Genomic DNA, 15,399 nt, shown 5'->3' on the forward strand with positions numbered 1-15,399 from the left:
CCTGATCGAAATGTTGACGAGCGGGCGGCCGGACGGCCGCCCGCCCCGTGACCGTCAGCGATAGATGCGCTTCAGCTGGCGCTCGGCTTCGGCCATCGCGCCCTTCGCATCCTTGGCGCCGGTGCAGTAGTTGGCGAACATGTCGACGACGATGAAATCGGCGATTGCAGTTGCCGCCTTTTCGCCGACCGTGCCGATACCGGATGCCGGCAGAGTGCGCTTGGAGGCCTGCGAGAACACGGCATTCTTGGGATCAGCCGTCCAGATCGGTGCCGACTCATAGGCATTCAAGGTCTGCGTCAGATAGCCTTGCGCGCCATCCAGCCACTTCTCGTAGTTCTCCTTCTCCAGCATGAAGGCGACGAAGGCCTTCGCCGCGTTCGGATATTTGGTGAAGTTGAAGGCGAGAATCGGCAGCGCAAGCTGCAGCTCGGTCGGCTTGCCGACCGGACCAACCGGCCAGAGCGCGTGATAGGTGTCCGCGGTAAGCTCCTTCTTGGACGGATCGGTCTTGGCGGCCACGTAGATCGAGATGCCGTTCGCCGTGCAATAGAGCTCGCCGGCCAGGAACGCCTTGTTGTTGGAGGAATCGTTCCAGGACGCGGTACCCGGGATGAAGCTCTCGTACAGCGCCTTGCAATATTCCAGCGCCTTCGCCGTCTCCGGCGAATTGATGATGATCTTGTCGTTCTGATCGACCGTGTAGGCGCCGTGCCCCCACAGCACCCAGTGCAGCCACGAATTGCCGTCGCCCGAGGCATGCCCGAGAGCGAAGCCGGCCGGCGTGTTGTTCGCCTTCAGCGCCTTGCACATTTCGAGGAAGCCGGGGAAGTCCTTCGGAAACTCCTTGAAACCCGCCTTGTCGAGCGCCGACTTGCGGTAGGTCATGTAACCGCCGTTCGTCGCCACGGGGATGCCCAGCCAGTCGTTGCCGAGCTTGCACGTCTTGGCGGCCGCATCGGTCCAGCCGCCATATTTCTTGCCGAGATAATCGGCGACGTCGTTCATCTTCAGCACTTTGGTCGGGAACAGCTGCGGCAGCGTGTGCAGGCCCCAGGCGAGATCGAGGCCGGAGCCGGTATTGGCCGCGACCGATGCCTTCGGCTGCACGTCCTCGAAGGATTCGCTGAACACGTTCATCTCCGTGCCGGTCGCGGCCTTGAACGCCGCAACCATCGCGTTGAACGCATCGTCCTCCGCCGGCACGAACCGCTTCCACCGCATCACAGTCAGCTTGGCGCCGGGCTCGGCCTTCCAGGGCGCGCTCTGCGCCCAGGCCTTCGCAAACTCGAACAGCGCCGGCCCGGTCAGCATGCCGGTTGCAGCCAGAGCCGTTCCGCCCTGAAGCAGAGTCCGGCGGGTAAAGTCTTGCATATCGTCCTCCCTGTGATGCTTTTTCTTGTCTTACGTCTTGCGCTAGGCGTTGAGGCGTTTGCCTGTCGCCTCGTCGAACAAATGCACCAGCGACGGGTCGGGCTTCAGCCGCACCTTGTCGCCGGGATTGAACTGGTGGCGCTCGCGGAACACCGCGACGACCTGCTCGCCGCCGACATTGGCGAACACCTGCGTCTCCGAGCCCGTCGGCTCGACCACGATGATCTCGGCCTCGGCGCCGTCATCGGCGATGGTGAAATGCTCAGGCCGCACGCCGTAGACGGCAGGACGGCCGTCGGACGCCGTCGGCGCATTCTTGAGCGGCAGCTTGACGCCGTTCGGTCCCTCGAAGGTGGCAACGCCGTTGGCGCGCACATGGCCCTTCAGGAAGTTCATGGCGGGCGAGCCGATGAAGCCGGCGACGAACTGGTTGTCGGGCTTGTCGTAGAGTTCGAGCGGCGTGCCCATCTGCTCGACGATGCCATCATGCATGACGACGATCTTGTCGGCCATGGTCATGGCTTCGATCTGGTCGTGGGTGACGTAGACAGTCGTCGTCTTCAACCGCTGATGCAGCTCCTTGATTTCGGTGCGCATGGCGACGCGCAGCTTGGCATCCAGGTTCGACAAGGGCTCGTCGAACAGGAAGACCTGCGGATCGCGCACGATGGCGCGGCCCATGGCGACGCGCTGGCGCTGGCCACCCGAGAGCTGGCGCGGATAGCGATCGAGCAGCGGCGACAGCGCCAGGATCTCGGCGGCGCGCTTGACGCGCTTGTTGATCTCGTCGGAGCTGGCGTTCCGCAGCTTCAGCGAGAAGCCCATGTTGTCGGCCACCGTCATGTGCGGATAGAGCGCGTAATTCTGGAACACCATCGCAATGTCCCGCTCCTTGGGCTGGACATTGTTGACGACGCGGTCGCCGATCGAGATCGTGCCGGAGGTAATGTTCTCGAGACCGGCAAGCATGCGCAGAAGCGTCGACTTGCCGCAGCCGGAGGGGCCAACCAGAACGACGAACTGGCCGTCCTCGATCGGAATCGTCACGCCGTGCAGGACTTCAAAGTTGCCGAACGATTTCCGCACATCGCGGATTTGCACAGACGACATCTAGCTCCCTCCTCGTAGTCCACGGCGCCTCTCGCGCCGCGACCGTCTTGTTTTTCAGACTTCACCGAACGAAGCCCGATCAATAGCGGGCGACATTGTCGGCAGTTTGTGCGGTTTTGGCAATTTGTCTTTGGTTAGTCGTTGCTGGTAGCGCTGTCAACGTTCCTTTGTTTGCGACCGTGACTGTGTTAAGACCAACAAATGGGTCGAAAACGCACCAAGTCAGGCAAAATCCGGCTGGCGGAAGTCGCCGAGCTTGCCGGCGTCAGCCCGATCACGGCGTCCCGCTTCTTCCGCAATCCGGAAGCGCTGTCGGTTGCCAAGCGGACGCGGGTCGAGAGCGCCGCCAAGGAGCTTGGCTATGTGCCGAACCTTGCGGCCCGCGCACTGGCCTCGCAACGCACCGAGGTGATCGGTGTATTGATCCCATCCCTCACCAATAACGTGTTCTCGGACGTGCTGCGCGGCATCTATGACGCCTCCGAGGGCGGCCGTTACTCAATTCAACTGTCCAACACGCGCTACAGCATCCTGCAGGAGGAGAAGCTGCTGCGCCTCTTTCTGGCGCAGAAGCCGGCCGGGCTGATCGTCACCGGCATCGACCAGACCGCGGAATCGCGCGCGATGCTGGAGGCCGCCGACTGCCCGATCGTGCAGATCATGGAGATCGGCCCCCATCCGATCGACATGATGATCGGCTTTTCGCACTATGATGCAGCGCGCGCGGCGGTTGCCCACCTGTTCGCGCAAGGTCACCGCAAGATCGGCTTCGTCGGCGCGCGGATGGACCCGCGGGTGCAGCGGCGGCTGGACGGATATGTCTCGGCCATGAAGGACGCCGCGCTGTTCGAGCCGCGCCTCGTGGTCACGACGGCGACGCCGACATCGGTGACGCTCGGCGGCGCCCTGTTCACCGACCTCCTCGCGCGGGATCCCGACCTCGATGCGGTGTTCTGCGCCAATGACGACCTCGCGCTCGGCGTGCTGTTCGAATGCCGGCGCCGGGAGATCGCGGTCCCCGAGCAGATCGCGATCGTCGGATTCAACGACCTCGAATTCATGGCCTCCGCCGTCCCCACCCTCACCAGCGTGCGCACCAACCGCTACGAGATGGGAAAAACCGCCGCGACCATGCTGATCGACGCGATCGACGGACGGCGGCCGGAGCAGCCGGTGCTCGATCTCGGCTTCAAGGTGATCGAGCGGCAAAGCTCGTCGTCGCGGCGTTCGGACAATAGGTCGGCCGCTTCCGGCGCCGGCGCCGCGAACAAAATGGTAGCGTTACCAAGTAGCCATGACTAGTATCGCATTTGTGAGGAAATGACCCGCCAGCGGGCCTGCCGACCATCGCTCGCGCCGCTGGGCATCGCACCAGCCGACACATTGAGACGGACGCCAGTGCGTTTGCATTGCAGGAGAGACCAATGACAAAAAAGCCAACCAATGGGCATGCTGCCGGCAACGGCGCTCGCCGCCACCTTCGCTCGCAGGACTGGTTCAACAATCCGCATAATCCGGGCATGACCGCGCTCTATATGGAGCGCTATCTGAATTACGGCCTCACCCGCGCCGAGCTTCAATCCGGCAAGCCGATCATCGGCATCGCGCAAACCGGCAACGACCTCTCCCCCTGCAACCGCCACCATATCGAGCTCGCGCACCGCGTCCGCGAAGGCATCCGCGAAGCCGGCGGCATCGCGATGGAATTTCCGACCCATCCGATCCAGGAGACCGGCAAGCGCCCGACCGCGGCGCTCGACCGCAACCTCGCCTATCTCGGCCTGGTCGAAATCCTCTACGGCTATCCGCTCGACGGCGTGGTGCTGACCACCGGCTGCGACAAGACCACGCCGGCCTGCATGATGGCCGCGGCGACCGTCAACCTGCCCGCGATCGTGCTGTCGGGCGGCCCGATGCTGAACGGCTGGCATGCCGGCGAGCGTACCGGCTCCGGCACCATCGTCTGGAAGTCGCGCGAGCGGCTGGCCGCCGGCGAGATCGACTATGAAGAGTTCATGGAGATCGTGGCCTCCTCGGCGCCCTCGGTCGGCCATTGCAACACCATGGGCACTGCCTCGACCATGAACGGGCTCGCCGAAGCGCTCGGCTTCTCGCTGCCAGGCTGCGCGGCGATCCCCGCCCCCTACCGCGAGCGCGGCCAGATCGCCTATGAGACCGGCAAGCGCATCGTCGAGATGGTCTGGGAGGATCTGAAACCCTCGGACATCCTGACCCGCAAGGCGTTCGAGAACTGTATCGTGATCAATTCGGCGATCGGCGGCTCGACCAACGCGCCGATCCACATCAATGCCCTCGCCCGCCACATCGGGGTCGAGCTGTCGATCGACGACTGGCAGAAGGTCGGCCACGACGTGCCGCTGCTCGTCAACATGCAGCCGGCCGGCTTCTATCTCGGCGAGGAATTCCACCGCGCCGGCGGCGTGCCGGCCGTGGTGCGCGAGCTGATGAAGCACAAGCGCATCCATGAGGATGCGGTCACCGTCAACGGCCGTGGCATCGGCGAGAACTGCAAGAATGCGCCCGCGCCCGACAATGACGTGATCTGGGCCTATGACAAGCCGCTGGTGAAGGACGCCGGCTTCCTGGTGCTGAAGGGCAATCTGTTCGATTCCGCGATCATGAAGACCAGCGTGATCTCCAAGGAGTTTCGCGATCGCTATCTCAGCAACCCGAAGGACCTCAATGCCTTCGAGGGCCGCGCCGTCGTGTTCGAAGGCCCCGAGGATTATCACGAGCGGATCGACGATCCCTCGCTCGATATCGATGAGCGCTGCGTGCTGTTCATCCGCGGCACCGGGCCGATCGGCTACCCCGGCGGCGCCGAGGTCGTGAACATGCAGCCGCCCGCGGCATTGATCAAACGCGGCATCCTGTCCCTGCCCTGCATCGGCGACGGCCGCCAGTCCGGCACCTCGGGTTCGCCCTCGATCCTGAACGCCTCGCCGGAAGCCGCCGCCAATGGCGGTCTTGCGATCCTGAAGACCGGCGACAAGGTGCGCATCGACCTCAACAAGGGCAGCGCCAACATCCTGATCTCGGACGAGGAGCTGAAGAAGCGCCATGCCGAGCTCAAGGCCAATGGCGGCTTCAAGCATCCGCCGAACCAGACGCCGTGGCAGGAGATCTACCGCAACACGGTCGGCCAGCAGTCGACCGGCGCCTGCATGGAGCTCGCCACGCGCTACCAGAACGTCGCCGGCACGTTTGGTGTGGCGCGGGATAATCACTGAGTAGGCACTGTCATTCCGGGGCGCGACGTAGTCGCGAGCCCGGAATCCATCTGGCCATAGAACTCGTCGCATAATGGATTCCGGGCTCGCGCCAAGAGGCGCGCCCCGGAATGACGAACTCACAAGGGAGAACAAGAAAATGGCAGACCGCCTCAAGGGAAAGCGCGCCGTCGTCACGGCTGCGGCAGCAGGCATCGGGCGCGCATGCGCCGTCGCATTTGCGCGTGAGGGCGCAACCGTCATCGCAACCGACATCAACGAGAGCGGCATCGCGAGCCTGACGAAGGAAGGCATCGCCGAAGTCGCAAAACTCGACGTCCGCAACACGGCCGACGTCAACGCCTTTGCCAAGCGCGTCGGCAAGATCGACATCCTGCTCAACGCGGCGGGCTTCGTGCATCACGGCACCATCCTGGAGTGCTCGGAAGAGGATTTCGACTTCTCGTTCGACCTCAACGTCAAGTCCATGCACCGGACCATCAGGGCCTTCCTGCCTGAGATGCTGGCAGGCGGCGGCGGCAGCATCGTCAACATCTCGTCCTGCGCGGCGCTGCGGCCGCCGGCCAACCGTTATGTCTACAGCGCGTCGAAGGCGGCGGTGTCGCTGCTGACGCGCGCGGTGGCGCTCGACTTCATCACCAAGGGCATCCGCTGCAACTCGATCTGCCCCGGCACCGTCGAGACGCCCTCAATGCTCGACCGCGCCGCCGCGCAGGGGCCGCAGGGCAAGGAGATGTTCATCTCCCGCCAGAAGATGGGCCGGCTCGGCACCGCCGACGAGATCGCGGCGATGGCGGTCTATCTCGGCAGTGACGAAAGCGCCTTCACCACCGGCGTCGATCTCGTCGTCGACGGCGGCTACATGCTCTGATCACTCCTCATCCCGAGGAGGCGCGGCAGCGCCGTCTCGAGGGATGGGCCACGGGCTCTATGGTTCGAGACGCGCGCCGCGTGCGCGCTCCTCACCATGAGGGATAGAGAGAGGGATTTCTCGATGAACAAGATCGATCTCAACGGCCGCGTCGCCGTCGTCACCGGCGGCGCGCAGGGCTTTGGCCGCGCGATCACCGAGCGCTTCGTCAGCTCCGGCGCCAAGGTCGCGATCTGGGATTTCGATGCCGTGCTGGCCGAGAAGACGGCGAAGGAGATCGGCGACAGCGTGCGCGTCTTCAAGGTCGACGTCACCGACACCGCGGCGGTCGAGCAGGCCCGCGATGCCACGCTCGGCGCCTTCGGCAAGATCGACATCCTCGTCAACAATGCCGGCATCGCCGGCGTCAACAAGCCGGTCTGGGAGACCGATCTCGAGGAATGGCGCAAGGTGCTGCGCATCAACCTCGACGGTCCCTTCATCTGCTGCAAGGCGATCGTGCCTGCCATGCTCAAGCAGAAATACGGGCGCATCGTGAACATCGCCTCGATCGCCGGCAAGGAAGGCAATCCCAACGCCTCGCACTATTCGGCGTCCAAGGCCGGCCTGATCGCCCTGACCAAGTCGCTCGGCAAGGAGCTCGCCGCGCACGACATTCTCGTCAACGCGGTGACGCCGGCGGCGGCGAAGACCGCGATCTTCGATCAGATGACGCAGCAGCATATCGACTTCATGCTGTCGAAGATCCCGAAAGCGCGCTTCGTGCAGGTCGAAGAGCTGGCCGCGATGGTGAGCTGGCTCGCATCCGAGGACTGCGCGTTCTCGACCGGCGCCGTCTTCGACATCTCGGGCGGACGCGCGACCTATTGAGGACATCATGATCCGGGAAGGGGGATGCCTGTGCGGCGCGGTGCGGTTCAAGGCGGAGGGCGAGCCGCTCAATGTCCGCATCTGCCATTGCCGCCTCTGCCAGAAGGCGATGGGCTCGCCCTACTTCGCGCGCGCGCAGTTCGATCAGCGCGCATTGACGGTCGAGGGCGAGACCGCCCGCTACGCCTCCTCCGAGAATATCGACCGCGTGTTCTGCAAGCGCTGTGGCACGCGGCTGTTCGCCTGGCGCCGCAACGGTACGCTCGCCGGCGTCGCGCTGGCCACCTTCGATGATCGCAACGCCTTTGCGCCGACCGAGCACATCTGGGTCTCGGAAAAGCTCGCCTGGGTGAAGCTCGACGACGGCTTGATGCAATATCAGACCACGATTCCATAAATTGCGCGATGGCACGGCGGCGTGCCACTGGCGGACCGTTTGCAGCGTGGCATTTCGGAACGGGTCCCCCTATGTTGAGCTGAAGCGTTGCTGCACCACCGCTCTGGCTGGATGGCTGCAAGGCAGCAGGCAAACCGGGACGGACGAGCCGTGAACATTTCCATTTATGACCTCTCCGTGTGGGTGCTCCCCCTCGTGCTTGCCATCACCTTCCATGAGGCTGCGCACGCCTTCGTCGCGGACCGGCTCGGGGACAACACGGCCTCGCAGCTCGGTCGCGTCAGCTTCAATCCGCTCCGCCACATCGACCCTTTCGGGACCCTGATTCTGCCGGCGATGCTGCTGTTCGCGCATTCGCCGTTCCTGTTTGGCTACGCCAAGCCGGTGCCGGTGAACTTCCGCAAGCTCAATAACCCCCGGCTCGACATGGTCTGGGTGGCGCTGGCCGGGCCGGCGACCAACATCCTGCTGGCGCCCTCGCCTTCCATGCCCTGCCCCTGGTGCCTGCGACCTCGGCGAAATGGGTTGCGGACAACCTCAAGAATGCCCTCGTGATCAACGCGATCCTGGCGGTGTTCAACATGATGCCGATCCCGCCGCTCGATGGCGGGCGGGTCGCGGTCGGGCTGTTGCCCCGGGCACTCGCCGTGCCGCTGGCCCGGCTCGAGCCGGTCGGAATGCTGATCCTGATCGGCCTCCTGATCCTGCTACCGCTGGCAGGTTCGCAGTTCGGTCTAAATCTTGATGTTATTTCAGCAATACTGCGAACGTTGACCGGTTATGTGATTCAGGCTGTTCTGTTCCTGACCGGCAATGTGTAGTTGAACAGCGACATCCGAACGTAGGCCTGAAGGGCCAGAGGCCGACTTGGTCAAAGCTGCCGATATGCTGATCGCGCGACGCGCCGACACCCGCGCCCGCGCCGATTTCGCCACCTGGAAGATGATGGCCAAGCTCAACGGGACGTCCGCATTGCCCCCGGAAGCCCAGGAGTTCCTCGCGAGCTACCAGAACCTGCTGGCGCAGATGAGCGAGGGCGAGGCCACCGAGGCCACCATCGGCGCGATCTACAAGGCCTATTATGCCGAGATGGGCGGCGCGGGAACCCCGCCCGACGTCCGCACCCGTCCGCCTGAAACGGCGACGGACAATGTTACCGCCTTCCGCCGCCCCGCCCCCAAGCCGAAGAAGTCCGCCTCCTTCGGAGCGGCGGCATTCGCCGGAACCCAGAAGCGGCCGCTGCCGGTGGCGCTGATCTTCGCCTGCCTGGTCGTGGTCTATGTCGGGATCCGGCTCTACTGGCGCTGAGCCGTCTTCTTCTTTTTCTTCGCGTCCGGCGGCGTGAAGATGATGTCGACAGTGCGCTCGAACCGGTCGTCAGTCAGCCCGGCCGGCGGCTGCGGAATGGGATCGGACTTGCGGACAATCGAGACCGCGGCCGCATCGTAAGCCGCATCCCCCGACGACTCCACGACGTCGACCGACAGCACGTTTCCCTTGCGGTTGATCGCAAAGCTCACTTTGACCTTCTGATTATTGGGCTCTTTGCCCTCCGGATTGACCTTGTGGGCCGTCAGATGCGCGCTGATCTTGCGGTTCCAGTCCGCCGTAATCTTCAGGATGTCCTTGCCAAGCCCAAGCACCGGCGCCAGGGCCTTCTCGGCCTCTCGCGCGTCTTCATCGAGTGTCTGCCGTGCCGTCGCAACCGACTTCGGCGATGCCTCGGCAGCGGGAGTTTCGACCGCCGCGATCTTCGGATCCTCGTCCTGCGGCTTCTTCGAGATGTTCTCAGTGACGACCCGATCGGGATCGTCGACCTGCTGCGACTGATCCTTTGGCAGCTCGGTTTCCTTGGTCTCGGCCTTTTGCTCGGGAAGCGCCTGCTGCTCCTGCATTGCTTCGCTGTCGGGCCCCGGCGGAAGGTCTGTTTCGGGCGCCTTTGGCGAGGCCATCTCGACCGCGAACTCGGCGCCCGCCGCCCCCAGACCATCGTCGCCGTCATCGGCGCGCAGGTGAGCCAGCGCGAGCGCAGCACCACCCAGATGGAGCACGAGCGCTGCCACTGCCGCCAAGATCCAGAGCTTCCGGGATGGTCTGAGTTCGTCCGACATAGCGGCCCTTTAAGGCTGAGCGGCGCCTGCCGCGGGCGCCCCCGGAGCGCCTTCCAGCGCGACCAGCTTGACCCGCGTATAGCCGCCTGAGCGCAAGAGCTCCATGACACCCATCAACTCGCCATACGGCACCGAGCGATCGGCGCGCAGGAAGACATACTTGTCCTTGCTCATGTCGGACAGGCCGTCGAGGGTCCCGATCAACTCGGCCCGCTGAACCGGGTTCTCTCCGATCGCGAGCGTCAGATCGGGCTTGATGCTGAGATAGGTCGGCTTGTCCGGCTTCTTCTGCGGCGTCGCGCTCGACGTCGGCAGATCGATCGGCAGGTCGACGGTCGAGAGCGGCGCTGCGACCATGAAGATGATCAGCAGCACCAGGATGACGTCGATGAACGGCGTGACGTTGATGTCATGCGTTTCCGAGAAATCGTCGTCTTCGCCGTCGTTGTCTGCGAGCGAAACGCCCATGGTTCACTCCGCTGCGCGCGAATGCACGCTGCCGTGGCTGCGATCGAGATCGCGCGAGAGCAGCCGCCCCGCGGCGCCAGAGGCGCGGCTGACGAGCTCGAGATAGCCTTTCGTCACGCGTGCGAAATGGTTGTAGATGATGACGGCGGGGATGGCGGCGACGAGACCGATTGCGGTGGCGAGCAGCGCCTCGGCGATGCCGGGCGCGACCACGGCGAGGTTCGTGGTCTGCGACTTCGAGATGCCGATGAAGCTGTTCATGATGCCCCAGACCGTGCCGAACAGGCCGACGAAGGGCGAGGTGGAGCCGATGGTCGCGAGCACGCCCATGCCGATGCGGATGCGGCGCTGTTCCGCGCGCACGATCTCGGCAAAGCTCGAGGCCGCGCGCTCCTTGATGCCGGCATCGCTGGACAGGCCGGCCGACATCCGCGCCTCACGCAGCGCCGCCACGAGGAAGGACGGCAGGATCCCTTCCTTGGCTCCGAGCGCCATCTGGGCTTCCGCGAGCGAACGTGCCTCTGCGGTCTTCTTCAGCGCCGAACGAAGCTTGGTGGAGGCGACCGACAGTTCGATCGACTTGGCGATGAAGACGGTCCAGGTCACCAGCGAGGCAAAGGCGAGCCCGATCATCACCGCCTTCACGATGACGTCCGCCGACATGAACATCACCCAGGGCGACAATTCCTTCATGGCCGGTGCGACAGCGGTCGCCACATCGGGCTTGGGGATGGTCGGACCGGCGGCCGCGGGGGGCGCCGCCGGAGCAGCTGGCGCGGCTGCCGTCGAGGCCGAAGGCGCCAGGGCGCTAGGCGCGGTGGCCGCTGGCGCCGGACCGGCCGGGGCCGGTTGAGCCACCGATTGCGCCGGGGCCGGCTGGGTTTGTGTCTGGGCGGAAACAGGAGATGCGAGCCAGGCGGCCGCCAGCATGGCGGCGGCGGCAAGGCTGGCTTGGAAGGTCATGCTCTTCATACTTCGGCCCAGTAGCGAATGAGGTTGTGATAGATACCCGTCAATTTGACCGTTTCGGGATCGTCACGCCCGAGCCGTTCCACCAGCGCCTGAATCGCGGTGTCGAGGTCAAAGATCATGCTTCGGGCTTGATCGTCCCGTATCATGCTCTGAAGCCAGAAGAAAGACGCAACCCGCGTTCCCCTCGTCACCGGCGTGACCAGATGGAGGCTGGTCGAGGGATAGAGCACGCAGTCGCCGGCTGGCAACTTGACTTCGTGCGAACCGTAGGCGTCCTCGATCACAAGTTCGCCACCATCGTACTCATCCGGCTCGGCGAGGAACAGCGTGACCGACAGATCTGTGCGGATGCGAAGGCCGGTCAGGCGGTCGCCGCGGATCGCATTGTCGACATGCAGGCCGAAATGGTGGCCGCTGCTCGCCGCATAGCGGTTGAAGAGCGGCGGGAAGATCTGGAGCGGGATCGCCGCCGCGATGAAGCGCGGGTTCGACGTCAGCGCCGAGATGATGCGGTTGCCGAGCTTGCGCGCGACCTCGCTGTCCGGCGGCAATTGCTCGTTGCGCTTGACCATCGCCGACTGCGCGCCGGCGGTGGAGCGGCCGTCCTCCCAGTCGCTGGCGTCCATGATGCGGCGGAAATCCGCCACATCATCCTTGCTGAGAACGTTTTCTATGCATGTCAGCATGAAACTCGTTGTTGCTCCATCAGTAGCGCGCGGAGAGCACCACATAGGCGGCACGGCCCGGTGCTTCCAGCACGAACGGTGCTGCGCTTTGGTACAGCGCGTCGTAGTAGCGCTTGTCGAAGATGTTGTTCACGAACAGCTTGAGCTTCCAGTGCTGATCGAGCTTCGCCTCCGCGAACGCGTCAAGGCGCCAGTAGCTCGGCAGCGACGTGCCCTGATTGGCCGCAAGCAAAGTGCCGCCATAGATCTTGGAGCGGTATACCGCCTGCCCGCCCAGTTCCCAGGTGTCGTTGAGCTGATATTTCGACAGCAGGCTGAACGACTCGTGCGCGATATTGGCGAGCGGACGCCCGACATTGGTCGGATACAACGTCTTATTGGCTGATGGCGCCAGCGACTGCGTCACTTCCGATTGCATCAGCACGAGGCCGCCGAACACGCTCCATTTGTCAGTGATGTTGCCACCGATACCAAGGTCGATGCCACGGATGCGATAGGCGGCACCTGCAGTGATGCAGGATATATTGCCGGTCGTTCCGGTCGGATACACACAGCCCAAGGGGGCGGCAGCAGCCGCACTACTAACGTTCTGCGATTCGCGCGCGTTCTCCTTTGTCGTCTGAAACAGCGCCGCGGTCAGCAGCAGATGACGATCGAACAGCTCCCATTTGGTGCCGATTTCGATCGCCTTGTTTTTCTCAGGGCCAAATATCTGCGTGTTGCCGCCGGGCAGGGTCGGATTGAGGCCGCCGTACGCTGTGCTTGTACCGTCGAACTCGGCACCGACCGGATTCGCTGAAGTCGCGTACGCCACATAGACGCTGCCGTTCGGCAACGGCTTGAGCGTAAGGCCGAGATTGAAGTTGGGAATCAGGAATTCCGCCGATTGCTGACCGAACGCGCCGTTCGCGGCATAGCCGGTGGACTTGATGCTGTAATCGTCATAGCGGAATCCACCATTGAGGATCAGGAGATCGCGATAGTTCGCGCTATCCATCACGTAGCCACTGACGGTGTCGATGCTGATCTTGGTGGGCAAGCCCGAGAGCGACGGGATTCCGAAGGGCAGATACGTGTTCTGAGGAAAGAATACGCTTGTGTTGGTCGGCGAGCCTGATGGGGTGGAGGGAATGCCGGTGGCCTCCGAGGTCAGCCCAAGATACCTGTCGATCGAAGACCGTTCACGATCGACCTCGACACCCGCCAGCGCGGTGTGCTTGAACCCGACCCCATCCTGGAACTTGTAGGTCGCCTCGGTCTGGTTGGCGAGCACGTCGGTGATCTGAAAACGGCTCTGCGGATTGGAGGTCAGCGTCGAAGCCGAGAGCGGATTCTTCAGCGACGGCGCTTCCGGCAGCGTCCCGATGTAATTCTGCGTCGAGCGCGAAGCGCGGAATTTGTTGCTGATCATCAGATCGGGCGTGATCTGCACTTCCGCATTGATCGTACCGATGTCCTGGCCCGTCCGGAAGAAGTCGCGATTGACGAACCCGTACCAGTTCCTTCGGCTCGCTCCAAAATCCGGGAACGGACCGCCAGCGGTGGACGCGGTGCTCGGTCGATAATACGGCACGCCGAAGTCCGGAAGACCGGTCAGTTCGGTGTGGATGTAGTTGCCGGTGACCTTGATCGTGTCGGTCGGCGTCCACGTCGTCGCGACGAAAGCACCGTTCCGGTTATCCGTGACGTAGTCGCGACCCGCGACATTGGCGTCCTGGAACAAGCCGCCGACGCGGACTGCGAGCGTTGGGTCGATCACCTGGTTGACGTCGAGCGTGACACGCTTGGTCTGGTCGGTGCCAAACGTGCTGTCCATGTTGTAGAAGCTGCCCCCGGTCGTCGCTTGCTTGGTCACGATGTTGATCGCACCGCCGGCGACACCGCGGCCGGCGAAGGTCGAACCGGGACCGCGCAGGATCTCGACCTGCTCGGTGAAGAAGTTTTCACGCACGCTGACACCGGCGTCACGCACGCCGTCGATGAAGATGTCGTTGCGGGCGTCGAAGCCGCGGATGAAGAAGCGGTCGCCGAACGCGTTGCCGCCCTCGCCCGAGCCAAGCGTCACGCCGGCCGTGCTGAGGATCGCCTGCTTCAGCGACGTGGCGTTCTTGTCCTCGAGCACTTCCTTGCTGAGAACTGTGATCGACTTCGGCGTGTCGACCAGCTTCTCCGGAAATTTGCCGCCGGCCTGCACGTGATCGACCTTGTAGGGCGCGGCCGGGTCGGCATAGGGATTGGCGTCGGCGGGACCGGAGGGCGTTGTCGGAGCCGTCTGTACCGCCTGCTGCCGCTGCGCTGCGCGGCGAAGCGCGTTGCGCGCGCGGACCTGATCAGGTGTCGGCTTCGATGCCGTCGGACGCGGACGCTCGACCGGGGCATCGACCGTCACCGGCGGCAGGTTCGACTGCTGCGCCTGCGCGCCGCTCGACACCGATGCCACCGCGATCAAGCTCGCGACCGCTGAAACCTTTTTGCCGGAAACGCCCGCGGACCTCTCATCCATCGGATCGAATGCTGCCACCGAACGCAACGACTTCGGTGCGACCACCTGCCCCATTACAACACGCCCCATCTTCATGTTCGCTCACTCACTTCGACGAGCGATTGGGCTGTTGGTATCGGCGGCAAAATAGTGGGTCAATGCGCGCAAGCCGCGAGAACGCTTGAATAAGTCCAGATCAAAACGATTCTAAACTGAAGCTTCAAACGGTTCTAAAGATAGATTGGACTCGTTCTAAAACGTACGCGAAAAATGCCGCGAAATCGGCGGTGATGCTCACGGATTCAGTCGCTGCTCGGCGGCTTCATCAGCGAGAACAATTCGTCGACGGTCTTCTGCGCGACGGCGCGCACGCGATCGGTACTGTCCATACCGGCGATATTGACGCCGTTCACGACGGCTTTGATCTCGTCGCGAAAGTCGGTGAGGAAGCGCAAGGGATCGCGCTGCTCGTTGGCGACACGCGCGATCAATCCTGTGATCAGAATCTGACATGCGATCAACTTGCCGTTCAGTTCGTCCATCCCTGCGCTCCCGTTGTGGCGGCGCCGATATGACCGATGCTGATTTTCCTGACAACCGAAACGGCCTGCGCGCGATTTAGAACCGTTCTCGTGACGCACCGGCGTGGTGTTCGTCCGCGCGGCGCCCCTCATCGCCGCACACACGGCCCGCGCGCATTGTACAAAGTTCGCCCGCGCATCATCCGGGCTCCGGAAAATGCAGCCTTGCACACCGCCGCGCCAGCCTGCTGCATGCGGTGCAAAGCTTTCCAATTGTTTAGGATTC

14 protein-coding genes and 1 pseudogene are annotated in these 15,399 nt (G+C 63.7%); 7 read left to right on the forward strand and 8 right to left on the reverse strand.

Annotation, left to right across the window (positions count from 1 at the left end):
* Positions 1-54 precede the first annotated feature (54 nt).
* Positions 55-1,374: an ABC transporter substrate-binding protein gene (locus ACNJX8_RS24810; RefSeq protein WP_091888517.1), complete on the reverse strand. Its 1,320-nt coding sequence runs from the start codon at positions 1,372-1,374 to the stop codon at positions 55-57.
* 42 nt (positions 1,375-1,416) lie between these two features.
* Entirely contained in the window at positions 1,417-2,484 is a 1,068-nt protein-coding gene (locus ACNJX8_RS24815; protein WP_128934397.1) for an ABC transporter ATP-binding protein, read from the reverse strand.
* A gap of 201 nt (positions 2,485-2,685) precedes the next feature.
* On the opposite strand from ACNJX8_RS24815, the gene ACNJX8_RS24820 reads away from it, so the two are divergent.
* The 7 genes and pseudogenes from ACNJX8_RS24820 (at position 2,686) to ACNJX8_RS24850 (ending at position 9,181) form a co-directional block, all read left to right on the forward strand.
* Entirely contained in the window at positions 2,686-3,786 is a 1,101-nt protein-coding gene (locus ACNJX8_RS24820; protein WP_128934398.1) for a LacI family DNA-binding transcriptional regulator, read from the forward strand.
* Positions 3,787-3,908: 122 nt separating this feature from the next.
* The gene (locus ACNJX8_RS24825) at positions 3,909-5,735 is read left to right on the forward strand and encodes an IlvD/Edd family dehydratase (protein WP_128946435.1); all 1,827 of its coding nucleotides are present in this window, start codon (positions 3,909-3,911) and stop codon (positions 5,733-5,735) included.
* Between the two features lie 139 nt (positions 5,736-5,874).
* Positions 5,875-6,606, forward strand: coding sequence for an SDR family oxidoreductase (locus ACNJX8_RS24830; protein ID WP_128934399.1), 732 nt, complete (start codon positions 5,875-5,877; stop codon positions 6,604-6,606).
* A 123-nt stretch (positions 6,607-6,729) separates the two neighbouring features.
* Positions 6,730-7,476 carry an SDR family NAD(P)-dependent oxidoreductase gene (locus ACNJX8_RS24835; protein ID WP_128934400.1) on the forward strand — a complete coding sequence of 249 codons (747 nt, stop codon included), beginning with the start codon at positions 6,730-6,732 and terminating at the stop codon, positions 7,474-7,476.
* Positions 7,477-7,483: 7 nt separating this feature from the next.
* On the forward strand, positions 7,484-7,873 hold the full coding sequence (locus ACNJX8_RS24840; protein ID WP_439357096.1) for a GFA family protein: 390 nt from the start codon (positions 7,484-7,486) through the stop codon (positions 7,871-7,873).
* A 150-nt stretch (positions 7,874-8,023) separates the two neighbouring features.
* Positions 8,024-8,694, forward strand: a pseudogene (locus tag ACNJX8_RS24845) (site-2 protease family protein).
* A 64-nt stretch (positions 8,695-8,758) separates the two neighbouring features.
* Positions 8,759-9,181: a hypothetical protein gene (locus tag ACNJX8_RS24850; protein ID WP_439361974.1), complete on the forward strand. Its 423-nt coding sequence runs from the start codon at positions 8,759-8,761 to the stop codon at positions 9,179-9,181.
* Here the strand turns inward: ACNJX8_RS24850 and ACNJX8_RS24855 are convergent.
* The 6 genes from ACNJX8_RS24855 to ACNJX8_RS24880 all read right to left on the reverse strand — a co-directional run bounded on the left by ACNJX8_RS24855 (position 9,169) and on the right by ACNJX8_RS24880 (position 15,134).
* Entirely contained in the window at positions 9,169-9,984 is an 816-nt protein-coding gene (locus ACNJX8_RS24855; protein WP_128934403.1) for an energy transducer TonB, read from the reverse strand. The two genes, ACNJX8_RS24850 and ACNJX8_RS24855, sit on opposite strands and share 13 nt — an antisense overlap.
* Before the next feature lie 9 nt (positions 9,985-9,993).
* On the reverse strand, positions 9,994-10,452 hold the full coding sequence (gene exbD, locus ACNJX8_RS24860; RefSeq protein ID WP_128946431.1) for a TonB system transport protein ExbD: 459 nt from the start codon (positions 10,450-10,452) through the stop codon (positions 9,994-9,996).
* Between the two features lie 3 nt (positions 10,453-10,455).
* Positions 10,456-11,424, reverse strand: coding sequence for a tonB-system energizer ExbB (gene exbB / locus ACNJX8_RS24865; protein WP_439357097.1), 969 nt, complete (start codon positions 11,422-11,424; stop codon positions 10,456-10,458).
* Entirely contained in the window at positions 11,421-12,110 is a 690-nt protein-coding gene (locus tag ACNJX8_RS24870; RefSeq protein ID WP_128934406.1) for a Fe2+-dependent dioxygenase, read from the reverse strand. Before ACNJX8_RS24870 ends, exbB begins: the two co-directional genes overlap by 4 nt.
* A 19-nt stretch (positions 12,111-12,129) precedes the next feature.
* The gene (locus ACNJX8_RS24875) at positions 12,130-14,667 is read right to left on the reverse strand and encodes a TonB-dependent receptor (RefSeq protein WP_439361975.1); all 2,538 of its coding nucleotides are present in this window, start codon (positions 14,665-14,667) and stop codon (positions 12,130-12,132) included.
* Positions 14,668-14,894: 227 nt separating this feature from the next.
* Complete coding sequence (locus ACNJX8_RS24880) at positions 14,895-15,134, reverse strand: hypothetical protein (protein ID WP_027571757.1); 240 nt, start codon at positions 15,132-15,134, stop codon at positions 14,895-14,897.
* Positions 15,135-15,399 lie beyond the last annotated feature (265 nt).

The sequence above is a fragment of the Bradyrhizobium sp. SPXBL-04 genome (assembly GCF_051853035.1).
GTDB classification, from domain to species: Bacteria; Pseudomonadota; Alphaproteobacteria; order Rhizobiales; family Xanthobacteraceae; genus Bradyrhizobium; species Bradyrhizobium zhanjiangense.